The sequence below is a fragment of the Faecalibacterium intestinale genome, assembly GCF_040096575.1.
GTDB lineage: Bacteria > Bacillota > Clostridia > Oscillospirales > Ruminococcaceae > Faecalibacterium > Faecalibacterium intestinale.
The window spans coordinates 59,310-70,967 of the sequence record NZ_JBBMEN010000013.1 but is presented as its reverse complement, the minus strand read 5'-3'; the positions used below and the strand labels follow the sequence as shown (position 1 = coordinate 70,967).

General features: G+C 54.0%; 9 protein-coding genes and 1 pseudogene. 5 read left to right on the top strand and 5 right to left on the bottom strand.

The genetic code is table 11. The features are described 5' to 3' along the window. The first annotated feature begins 265 nt into the window (after nucleotides 1-265). Nucleotides 266-772, top strand: a pseudogene (tnpA, locus tag WMO20_RS09705) (IS200/IS605 family transposase). 181 nt (nucleotides 773-953) lie between these two features. On the opposite strand, the gene WMO20_RS09700 reads toward tnpA, so the two are convergent. The 5 genes from WMO20_RS09700 to WMO20_RS09680 are packed head-to-tail and all read right to left on the bottom strand — an operon-like array spanning nucleotide 954 to nucleotide 6,083. Then, nucleotides 954-2,783 carry an amylosucrase gene (locus WMO20_RS09700; RefSeq protein WP_349186706.1) on the bottom strand — a complete coding sequence of 610 codons (1,830 nt, stop codon included), beginning with the start codon at nucleotides 2,781-2,783 and terminating at the stop codon, nucleotides 954-956. A gap of 3 nt (nucleotides 2,784-2,786) precedes the next feature. Beyond that, complete coding sequence (locus tag WMO20_RS09695; RefSeq protein WP_349186705.1) at nucleotides 2,787-3,719, bottom strand: carbohydrate kinase family protein; 933 nt, start codon at nucleotides 3,717-3,719, stop codon at nucleotides 2,787-2,789. A gap of 36 nt (nucleotides 3,720-3,755) precedes the next feature. Beyond that, nucleotides 3,756-4,373, bottom strand: coding sequence for a hypothetical protein (locus WMO20_RS09690; protein WP_349186704.1), 618 nt, complete (start codon nucleotides 4,371-4,373; stop codon nucleotides 3,756-3,758). Further along, nucleotides 4,360-5,010, bottom strand: coding sequence for a YesL family protein (locus WMO20_RS09685; protein WP_349186703.1), 651 nt, complete (start codon nucleotides 5,008-5,010; stop codon nucleotides 4,360-4,362). The genes WMO20_RS09690 and WMO20_RS09685 overlap by 14 nt, the downstream gene beginning before the upstream one ends. A gap of 17 nt (nucleotides 5,011-5,027) precedes the next feature. Continuing rightward, nucleotides 5,028-6,083 (bottom strand): LacI family DNA-binding transcriptional regulator, encoded by a 1,056-nt coding sequence (locus WMO20_RS09680; protein ID WP_349186702.1) that lies wholly within the window; start codon nucleotides 6,081-6,083, stop codon nucleotides 5,028-5,030. 333 nt (nucleotides 6,084-6,416) lie between these two features. Between WMO20_RS09680 and WMO20_RS09675 the strand changes: the two genes are divergently transcribed. The 4 genes from WMO20_RS09675 (at nucleotide 6,417) to WMO20_RS09660 (ending at nucleotide 11,532) form a co-directional block, all read left to right on the top strand. Next, nucleotides 6,417-7,364, top strand: a complete 948-nt coding sequence (locus WMO20_RS09675; protein ID WP_112114530.1) for an ABC transporter permease — start codon at nucleotides 6,417-6,419, stop codon at nucleotides 7,362-7,364. Next, complete coding sequence (locus tag WMO20_RS09670) at nucleotides 7,348-8,283, top strand: carbohydrate ABC transporter permease (RefSeq protein WP_097779273.1); 936 nt, start codon at nucleotides 7,348-7,350, stop codon at nucleotides 8,281-8,283. The genes WMO20_RS09675 and WMO20_RS09670 overlap by 17 nt, the downstream gene beginning before the upstream one ends. A gap of 75 nt (nucleotides 8,284-8,358) precedes the next feature. Then, nucleotides 8,359-10,032, top strand: a complete 1,674-nt coding sequence (locus WMO20_RS09665) for an extracellular solute-binding protein (RefSeq protein ID WP_349186701.1) — start codon at nucleotides 8,359-8,361, stop codon at nucleotides 10,030-10,032. Nucleotides 10,033-10,056: 24 nt separating this feature from the next. Continuing rightward, nucleotides 10,057-11,532 carry a glycoside hydrolase family 32 protein gene (locus WMO20_RS09660; protein WP_349186700.1) on the top strand — a complete coding sequence of 492 codons (1,476 nt, stop codon included), beginning with the start codon at nucleotides 10,057-10,059 and terminating at the stop codon, nucleotides 11,530-11,532. Nucleotides 11,533-11,658 lie beyond the last annotated feature (126 nt).

The window sequence follows — 11,658 nt, the reverse complement described above, 5'->3', positions numbered from 1 at the left end:
GGACATGGGACTTGATGCTTCCTCGGCCTAGCCGGGTACTCCGTAACCAATCCTGACAGGCAGTTGCCGTGTCATTTCTCGAAAACTGTTTTACGGATACCCAGCAGTCGGGAACGCTCTGTTTTTCTTCATATAGAAAACCACAAGCTATGCTTGTGGAAGAAAAGAGCCGTAGCGTTGAAACGGTAGAAAAAGAACCTCCTTTTGCTATAATTAGAAGCGGGTAACGTCAACCGCATACTAAAGCAAAAGGAGGTTCATCCATATGGACGAGAAAAGTTTATCACATACGAGCTGGAATTGCAAATATCACATAGTGCTAGTACCGAAATATCGCAGGAAAGTGATATACGGAAAGCTAAGAAAAGATATTGGAAAAATACTAAGGACACTATGCGATTACAAGTATGTAGAGATAATAGAAGCACACGCGATGCCAGACCATATCCATATGCTTGTGTCGATACCGCCCAAACTTGCCGTAGCAGATTTCATGGGGTATCTCAAAGGGAAGAGTACGCTCATGATATTCGAGCGACGTGCAAACCTAAAATAGAAATACGGAAGGAGAGTGTTCTGGGCGAAAGGATATTACGTAAATACAGTAGGTGGAAATGAAGCCAAGATTCGCAAATACATTCAGGAACAAGAGTTCAACGATCAAATGTGCGACCAGTTGAGCTTCAAGGAATACGAAGATCCATTCAAGAATGTAGCTGACTTCGATGACGACGATTCGCCAGAAGTGCCTACAGATAGTATGAGAAAGTAAAAGCGACGTCAGTGTGCGGTTGACGTCGCTCATTGTGCGCCTTTAGGCGCGGCTGGTATTATGGCCCCTATGGGGCCGTTCTGCAAACCCCGCGTTTTCACGCGGGGTTATGATTGGCAGTGTGCAAGAAAACACGCTGAAAACTTTGGCAAAAAGAGAGAACCAGATGGGCTCGTTTTACTTATTTGTTTTTTACCAGCAGTGCCTGATACGGTTCCAGCTCCACATCCGCCAGCCAGACGGAAGTGCCCTCCGGGGTGTGATACTCGCCGCCCAGAGCGTCCAGACTGGCTCCCGCCGGATACTCGGTAAAGTTGAACAGTCCCACCAGCGTCTCCTCGCCGCGCTTGCGCACCAGCGCCAGCACGCCGGGGTTGTGGCTGTCCCATGTGGTCACCCACGCATCCGGGGCAAAGCAGGGGTCTGCCCGCATTTGGCGCAGCTGCTCCATGCCCTGCCACAACTGGTTTTGCAGCGTGCCCTTCCGGGTGCGCTGCTTGGCGTCCTCCCAGTTGAATTTTGTGCGGTGCAGATTGCGGCTGTCCTCCACACGGTCGGGGTCGTTTTTATAGTCCCAGCCATTGAGTTGTGCAATCTCGTCCCCGCAGTTCAGCATGGGGAAGCCCTGCAAAAATGCCATAGCAGTGTGCAGCAGCAGGTCACGCTTCACGGCGTAGTCCAGTGCGGTTTTATCGCCCTTTTCCAGCGCCTGCTCCACGCCGCACAGGCTGGCGGTGGTGCCGCAGCTGCGGGCGTCGCCGGTGGCAGGGTCGTAGTTGTACAGCTCGCCCTTTGCCCAGCTGCCGGGGAAATTGCCCTCGTAGAAGTGGTAGAGGTATTCTTTGTGTTTCTGGGGGTCGATGCCCAGCTTATTCTCCACCGCTTCATCCAGACCCCAGCCGATGTCATCGTGGCAGCGCAGATAGTTCACGAACCAGCAGTTATCCGGCAGGGCGTGCAGGGCATCCAGCTGCGCCTTCAGCAGCCGGGTGTCCCGGCTGGCAAGGGCACCCCACAGGTTGACCATGGTGGACACGTTGTAGAGCATATGGCATTCCGGCTTTTCCGGGGTGCCGAAATAAGCTGCCAGCTCCTTGGGAGCCATGACCACCTCGCCCTTGAGGATGACCGCCGGGCAGACACATTCCAGCACCATGCGGAGCATCCGCACGATGGTGTGCACCTGCGGCAGATTGCGGCAGGTGGTGCCCAGCTGCTTCCAGATATAGGGCACGGCGTCAATGCGGAACACCTCTACGCCCAGATTTGCCAGATGCAGGATGCTCTTGGTCATGTCCACGAACACCGCCGGGTTTCCGTAGTTTAGATCCCACTGATAATCGTGGAAGGTGGTCAGCACCCACTTGTGCATTTCCTCACACCATGTAAAGTTGCCGGGCGCGGTGTTGGGGAACACCTGCGGCACAGTCTGCTCGTACTGGTCGGGGATGGTGCGGTCGTCATAGAGATGGTAATAGGCTTGGAACCACGGGTCGCCTGCCTTTGCCGCCATCGCCCAGCGGTGGGTGCTGGCGGTGTGGTTCATGACAAAATCCAGACACAGGCTGATGCCTGCCTTGCGCAGTTCACGGGTCAGGTTTTCCAGATCCTTGTTGGTGCCAAGAGTCGGGTCTACGGTGTCGAAATCCTCCACCGCATAGCCGCCATCGTTGTGGGGATGGGGCATCTGCAAAAGGGGCATCAGGTGCAGATAAGTCAGCTTCTGCTCCTTCAGGTAGGGCAGTTTCTTTGCCAGTTCTTTCAAATTCCCGGCAAAGAGGTCGGTGTACATGGTCATGCCGAACATATTGCCCCGTTTATACCACTCCGGGTCGGCAGAGCGTGCCTTGTCCAGTGCTTTCAGCTCGGCGCTGCGGGCGTTGTAGGCTTCTGCCATCTCCCGCTCCAGAACCTCCAGCCCTTCCCGGTTGTGGTACAGTTCCATGAACAGCCATTCCAGCTCGTCCTTGTGCTTGGCAAACCGGGACGCAAATTCCTGTTTTGTTGCCATGATTCAGCCCTCCACTTCCGCAAGGGTGGGCATGGCAGGGATAGCACCATGCCGGCTGGTGGTAATGCTTGCCGCTTTATTGGCAAAAGCCAGAATGCCTTCCAGCTTGTCCACGGTCAGGGTGTCCAGCTCCTCCTTGCAGAGCTTGGACAGAGCAGCCCCAAAGAAGGTATCGCCTGCGCCGTTGGTGTCGCCTACCTTGCAGGGAACGCCAGCCACATGACCGGTCTTGTCCCCAAAGCGGTAGAATACGCCGTTTGCACCCAAGGTGACGAAAATCAGCCGGATGCCGTTCTGTGCCAGCTGTGCCGTGCCGCTTTCACAGTCGGTGGTGCCGGTGAGCAGGGGAAGTTCTTCATCGGACACTTTCAGGATATCCACCAGCGGCAGGGGAGCCTTCATCTGGGCAATGGCATCCTCTTTGTTCTTCCAGAGGTTGGCACGGTAGTTGGGGTCGTAGGTGATGGTAGCACCCAGCTTTTTGGCACGGGCGGCAGCGTCCAGCGTAGCGGTGCGGGAGGGGTCAGCGGTCAGGCTGACAGAACCGAAGTGGACGATTTTGGCAGCTTTCAGAGCCTCGTCCGAAATGTCCTCTTTGCACAGCATCACATCGGCATTGGCACTGCGGTAGAAGCTGAAATCCCGCTCGCCGGTGGCATCCACCGAGACCACGGCCATGGTGGTGGGGTGGTCTGCATCCACAGCCATGCCGGAAACATCCACCTTGTTTTCTGCCAGAACCTCTTTCAGGTAGCGGCCAAAGGCATCCGCACCCACCTTGCCGATAAAGGCGGTCTGTGCGCCCAGTCTGGAAGCAGCCACAGCCAGATTGGCCGGTGCACCGCCGGGGTTTGCGGCAAACTGAGGGATGCCGCGCGCATCCTTGCCGGTCTGGGTCAGGTCGATCAAAACTTCACCAATCGTTAAAATGTCCATGATACTTCTCCTTATTCATGATGTGAAACCCAACGATTACCGCTGGAACAGATAATGAATGTAAGCGGCTGCACGCTCCGGGTGCGGTGCATTCTGCACTACCCCAAGATAGACCTTGCCAGAAAAACCTGCCTGCCTGACAAACGGCGTATCCGAAATATCCAGCACGGTCCCACCGGCGTTCAGACCCGACAGTGCACGGAAAGACGCATCCAGTGTCCGCAGATCGAGAAAATAATCATCTGCCAACAGTCGATCCCGTGCATATTCGTCCATCAGAACAACATCTAACCGCTGGGCACTGACTGCACCCAGCAGCTTCATCTCTGAAGCATATACATACTGCTCCTCTGCGTGTTCGCTCTCGCTGAGCAGCAAGCCGGACAGCAGATTGACCTGTTGCTTTTTGGTCAGACCCTGCGCCTCGGCAAAGCCGGTGGTAAGCTGTTCCGTCAAATCAGACCCGGCAGTGATATTTACCAGACCAAGGTAAAGCACATCCTCTTTTTTCGTCACATGACGGTAGGCTGCATACCCGAGGATATAGACGACGATGAGCACGATCGCAATGGGCAGCTTGTAATATGCCCAGATGTGCTCCCATTTTTTGCGCCCATGGAGGGAGCGGAGCGTATCCCGGTCAGTTTTTGTCATGGTCGTATTCCTCGTGTACTGCATCGGGGTCTCCACCGATCAGATAGAGGATCCGAAGCATCAGAAAGGAGCAGAGCATGGCGCAGAAACCCATGCCCAGCAGGAATGCAGGCGTGAACACAAACACTATGACGTACCCCATGATGCCATAGACCGCCGCCATCAGCAGGGTGCAAAACAGATACCGGACACCCACGAGAAGCGCTGTTTTCAGGATGCCGAAGGTGGTGTTTTCAAACCGTGCCAGCAGAGGAAAGGCATACAGCAGAACGATGCCGTACAGAACTGCCGCACCAATAAGCGTTGCAGTGAGCAGCGTCCAGAAAATGTTTTCGCTCCACATTCGGCGCAGCACAAAGCCATCCACAGCCAGAAAACTGCCGACTGCCAGCAGGATAAGCCAGAGTTTTGTGGCGGGCTTAAAATTTTCCCGGAACGCCTTAAAAAACATCCGGGTCAGACCATCGTCCCGATCTTCCGCCATTTTGAGCGTGACGTAGAACAATGCGGTCGTAGAAGCCCCTATGGTAACGATGGGCAGGCTGCACACGAGCCATAAGATGTTCAGGTAAGCACTGTAAGTCAATTTCGTCAGCACAGCAAACAGCGGCTTGTCCGTATTGCACAGATCACGCATGGGGATTCTCCTTTCGCTCAATCTCCTGTGGATTCGCGCAGGATCAGGTTGGTTTCCGTATAGACGGTGCGATAGTTCAGCGATGGCTCTTCGATGCGGGTCATAAGCAGATTGGCAGCGGTGTAGCCCATGATCTGTTCATGGATATGGATCGAAGTCAAACGGGGGACAAAGTAGGAAGCCTCCTGACTGTCATCGAAGCCGCAGACCCAGATATCATCGGGAACCGAATACCCCAGCTCATTCAATGCCTTGACCAGATCCATAGCAACAAAGTCATTGGCGCAGACAAAGGCATCCGGCATCGTTTTGAACCGACGGATGGTTTCGTACAGGGATGCCGGATAGTTCTGCTGTCCAGATGGCATCGCACAGGTGCTCAGGCCTTCTGTCAGACCAAAGTGCTCCATTGCATCCTTATAAGCCATATAACGCTCAAAGAAGGACTGACAGTGGTTTTTATCCCCCGCAAAGCTGATGCGTTTTTTGCCGCGCTGGACCATGTGAGCCACCGCATTCTGGATCTCAATGCGGTTTTCCATATAAAGGCGGTCAGCTTTAAGAGGAGGACGCATATCCATCACAGGGGTGTCTACAAACAGCAGCGGAACATCCAGATCGCACAGCATCTGTGCGTAGTCATAGTCGAATACTTCAAAGCAGATGATGCCGGCTGTGCGCTCGGTATTGAGAGAAGATGGAAGTTTTTTCTCTTTCAGCTCTATGGGAGAAATGCGATGAATGGTCATACAGCTATGCAGATGATCGATTTCCGCCTGGAAACGATCCAGCATCATGGAGGAAAAGTGAGAGCTGTTCAGAAACTGGGTCGTCAGCATGGCGATCTCCCGTTTGTCACTCGGCAGAATGAAAGGCTCTGCTGCTTTTGCAGCGTCTTCCTGAAACAGCGGCAGATAGGCAAACTGCTTATAGCCCATTTCGGCGGCTTTGCGCAGGATCTTTTCCCGTGTAGCATCTGCCAGCACACCGGTGTTGTTGATGGCCTTTGAAACTGTGTTGCGGGAAAGCTGCAGCTCGTTTGCGATATCCTGAATGGTGACTTTGGTTGCCATAAGTCATCCTCTTTCTTTTATAGATAAAGTCTGGTGACGGATCTTATTCTTTATGACTCCAGTATAGTGCAAATGCACAAATTAGTCAAATGCAAAAATGCAAATCAGCATTTTGCATATCTGCGCGCTTTCGGATTTGTGCATCTGTACAAATCCACAGTATTTCTTGATATATACCATGAATTATCGTTGACATTCGCTTGATTGCGTGGTATAAATGAATTACAGAGTTTTACATTTGCACAAGCGAAGCGATGAAAACGTAAAATTCAAAGGTGCAAATGTAAAATGCAAATCAAACGGCAAGCAAATCAAAAAGGAGGAGAATGATTCATGAAAGCAAAGACGGCCTCGCCGGAAACGGCTGTGCTGACAGCAGAACGCAAGCTGCACAACACATGGGTCTACATCAAACGGCATTGGCAGCTTTACCTGTTGTTTCTGCTACCTGCTGTGGTGCTGACGCTGGTGTTCAAGTACGCTCCCATGGGCGGTGTGCTGATCGCGTTCCAGAAGTACAATCCCTTCAAGGGCATCTGGGGCAGCGAGTGGGTAGGCTTCAAAAACTTTACCCGCTTCATGTCCTCGCCGGACTTCCAGCGCTATCTGATCAACACCCTGAAGCTGAGCGTCTACGGTCTGCTGTGGGGCTTCCCGATCCCCATCCTGCTGGCATTCCTGCTCAACCGTATCGAGAGCAAGAAGATCAAGCAGAAGGTGCAGCTGGTGCTGTATATGCCCAACTTCATCTCGGTCATCGTGCTGTGCGGTATCGTCCGAGTGCTGCTGAGTGTCACCGGTCCTGTGAACGGCCTGCTTCACACCAGCATCAACTTCATGACGCTGCCGGAAGCGTTCCGCCCCATCTACATCATCAGCGGCATCTGGCAGGGTGCCGGCTGGGCATCCATCATGTACACCGCATCCCTTTCTAACGCCAGCAAAGATCTGAAGGAAGCTGCTATGATCGACGGCGCAAACCTGATCCAGCAGATCATGACAGTGGAGTGGCCCGCCATTAAGGATATGGTCGTTATTCAGTTCATCCTGCAGGCAGGCAACATCATGAGCATCGGTTTTGAAAAGGCTTATGCCCTGCAAACTGACCTGAACCTGAACACTGCCGAGATCATTGCAACGTACGTTTATAAAAAGGGCCTGTTGGACGGCGATTACAGCTTCTCCACGGCAGTCGGTCTGTTCAACACCGTTGTCAACGTCATCCTGCTGATCGCAGTGAACAAGGTCGTTGCCAAAATGAACGATGGCAAGGGCTTGTAAGGAGGGGTTTACCATGGCAAAACAGAAAAAATCAAAAATGGCCCTCTACACCAGACAAGATAAGATCATCCTGTACTGCGGCTACGCACTTCTGGGTTTGTTCCTGCTGGCGATCATCGTTCCGATGATCTACATCGTCATCGCGTCCTTTATGGACCCGGTCACTCTGCAAAACAAGGGCATCTCCTTTGATTTCAGCAAGTGGAGTCTGGATGCTTACCAGCGTGTCGTTTCGGACAAGCAGATCTGGGTCGGCTTCAAGAACGCAGTACTTTACTCGATCATCTTCACCATCATCTCGGTAGCTGTGACGATGCTTGCCGCTTATCCCATGTCGCTGCCGGACTTCAAAGGCAAAGCAATCTTCAACACCTTGTTTGTGATCACGATGTTTTTCAGCGGCGGTCTGATCCCCACCTACCTGCTCATCAACAATCTGGGTCTGCTGGATTCCATGTGGGCGGTCATTCTGCCGGGAGCATTCAGCGTGTGGAACATGATCATTGCCCGTACCTATTATCAAGGCATCCCGCGTGAGCTGCGTGAAGCTGCGGATGTGGATGGAGCCAGCGAGATGCTTTACTTCTTCAAGATCCTGCTGCCCGTCTGTATGCCGGTGGTGGCAGTTCTGGCTCTGTGGCAGTTCGTGGCAATGTGGAACAGCTACTTTGACGCCATGATCTACCTGAACAGCGCATCGAAGCAGCCGCTGCAGCTGGTGCTGCGTTCCATCCTGATCCAGAGCCAGCCGGAATCCGGCATGATCGCAGATATCCAGAGCACTGCCGAACGTGCGAAGATGGCAGAGCTGCTCAAATATGCAACCATCATTATTTCCAGTCTGCCGCTGCTGGTGATGTATCCCTTCTTCCAGAAGTATTTTGATGCCGGCATCATGGCTGGTTCCATTAAAGGCTGAGGATATTTCAGAATTTTATAAGCAGGTACGCTCATCTGTTACACGAAAAAAGAAACATAAAAAGGAGAAAATACCATGAAAAAGCTGATCTCTCGCCGCAACTTCCTCAAGGTCTGTGCTCTGGCGGGCTCTGCCGCTGCTCTGTCTGCCTGTGGCGGCGGCAAATCCACCGGCAGCGGTAATTCTGCTGCCGCAGCTGTGGACACGACCGGTGCCGTTACATTTCCGCTGTCCGAAAAGGTTACCTTTACCGGTATGACCAGCTTCCCTGTGGGCAGCGAATCCGAGCCGAACAACCGCACCATCTTCAAGCGCCTGGAAGAGCAAACCAATGTGCACATCGACTGGACCGCCATCCAGTCCGACCAGTGGAGCGATAAGATTACCCTGAATATGTCCAACCCCAACACCCTGACGGATTTTGTTTTTACTGCTGATTTTACCGACAGCAATCTGCTGCGCTACGCAGATCAGGGTGTCATCCTCAATCTGGAAGACTACATTGACAACAATATGCCTTATCTCCAGAAGGTCTTTGAGAAGTACCCGGAGTACCGTACCATGTGCACCGACAGCGATGGCCACATCTGGGCACTGCCTTGGATCGAGCAGCTCGGCGCAGAAAAGACCGCTATCCAGACCATTGGCAACATGAGCTTCATCAATACCAAGTGGCTGAACTTCCTCGGTCTGTCCATGCCCACCACGGTGGACGAGTTTGAGCAGGTGCTGATGGCATTCCGTGATAACGCTGCTTCTATCAAGGCAGAGTATGGCATTGACGGCGACATCATCCCCATGTCCTGCATCGTCAACAACGGCGATCAGGACCCCAGCATCCTCATCAATGGCTTTGGCGAAGGCTACGGCGATGCAGACAAGGACCGCCATATCGCCGTTACCAACGACCGGAAAGTTATCTGTGCCGCCACCCAGCAGGGCTACCGTGATGGTCTGGACTGGCTGCACAAGCTGTATGCCGAGAAGCTCATTGACCCGGAGTGCTTCACGCAGGAGTGGTCCACCTATGTTTCCAAGGGCAAGGCTGGCCGCTATGGTGTCTGCTTCAGCTGGGATGTTGCCAACATTGACAACCTGACCGACTGGGAGCCGCTGCCTGCCCTGACCGCCGATACCCGGAATATCACTCCGCAGAACGGCTCTTTCACCAGCGGCTTTGCCCGCGGCAGATGCGTTGTCACCGCAAAGGCGGATAACCCCGCATTGGTTTGTGCATGGCTGGATCAGATGTACGCACCCCTCCAGTCTCCGCAGAACAACTGGGGTACCTACGGCGATGCGGAAGGCTTTAACATTTTTGAACTGTCCACCAACGATAAGGGCGAGCCCATGCTGAAGCACGCTCCTCTGGGCGATGCTTCTCCCGTGGAAGTCCGTGAAGCGCAGTGTGTCAGCGGGCCTCTGGCGGTTCTGGATGAGTACTATGGTGTATACGTTACCTGCCCGGACGATGCACAGTACCGTCTGGACTGGATCAAGGACATCTACACCCCGGATATGAACAACGATTATGTCTATCCCAATGTCTTTATGAGCAGCGAGGATACCGAGCAGGTCTCTAACCTGCAGGCAGATCTGCAGACCTACATGAATACCCAGAAGGCGGACTGGATCATGAACGGCACTACGGATGCAGAGTGGAACGACTATCTGAGCAAGCTGGAAGCCTACGGCCTGTCCGACTATCTGGGTATTATGCAGAAATATCTGGATGCTTACTACGCATAAGGATTCTTTCCTTTGGAGGATTCCATGAACGATTTGACTTTACAAAAAGCCCGTGCCTACGAGGCCGAGCATGGCGCTGCCATTTCCCCGGCGGAACGCCCTGCCTACCACATGACCCCTTATGTGGGCTGGCTCAACGACCCAAACGGCTTCTCTTATTATAAAGGGAAGTATCACCAGTTCTATCAGTATAACCCCTACGATGTGCGGTGGGCACCCATGCACTGGGGTCACGCCGTCAGCACCGACCTGCTGCACTGGGAGTATCTGCCCTGTGCGCTTGCCCCGGATTCCCCGGTGGACAACGGCCCCGGCTGCTTCTCCGGCTCTGCCACCGAGATGGATGACGGCAAGCAGCTGCTGATGTACACCAGCGTGATTGCAGAAAAGCAGCCCAATGGGGAGATGCGGGATATCCAGACCCAGAGCATCGCTATCGGTGACGGTCTCGACTACGAAAAGCCTGCCTGCAATCCGGTGCTGACCCAGAAAGACCTGCCGGAAGGCTTCAGCAAGTTTGACTTCCGGGACCCCAAGATCTGGCGTGAGGCCGACGGCACTTACTCCGCCGTCACCGTCTGCCGGGCCGAGGACGACAGCGGCGCAGCGGCACTGTTCCAGAGCAAGGACGGCTTCGACTGGCACTTTGTCACGGTGCTGGAACGCTGCAACAATCAGTACGGCAAAATGTGGGAGTGCCCGGATTTCTTCCCGCTGGATGGCAAGCAGGTCCTGATGCTGGGACCCATGGAGATGCTGCCCAAGGGCGAGTTCCACAACGGTCACAACGTCATTGCCTTCATCGGCAGCTACGACGAAGCCACCCACACCTTCACCAAGGAAAACGTGCAGCTGATGGATGGCGGCATCGACTTCTACGCCACCCAGACCACCCTTGCCCCGGATGGCCGCCGCATCATGACCGCATGGCTGCAGACATGGTCGGACACCGAGGATAAGCCCCAGGGCTGCAAGTGGTTCGGGCAGACCATCTGCCCCCGCGAGCTGCATATCAAGGACGGACGCATTATTCAGACCCCGGTGCGGGAGCTGGATGCCGTCCACGGTAAGCGCACCTTCCACGAAAATGTGACGGTGCAAGGCGAAACAACGCTGGAGGGCATCAAGGGCCGTGTAGCCGACCTGACCGTCACGGTACAGCCCGGCGAATACCGTTCCTTCACCCTGAAGCTGGCTGCTGACGCAGACCATCACACCAGCCTGTCTTATGACCCCTACACCTCGCAGCTGACGCTGGATCGCAGCTATGCCGGTTCCCGTGCCGACATCGTGCATACCCGCAGCTGCAAGGTTCGCAGCCAGAACGGTGCGCTCAAGCTCCGCATCCTGCTGGATAAGAACAGCATCGAAGTTTTCGCCAACGATGGCGAGCAGACCATGACCGCATGGATCTACACGCCGCAATCTGCCGATGGTATCACCTTTGCTGCCGATGGCAAAGCAACCATCACGGCAGAACAGTTTGAACTGAATCTGTAACCTGATATTCCCTTCATTTCTCCTTCATTGAATACAGCCCCGCTTTGGCTTCTCCTTCGCCAAGGTGGGGCTGTGTTTTTGTATTAGGTAGCTTGAGCGAACGACAACCACCAGTTCCGCCGGTGA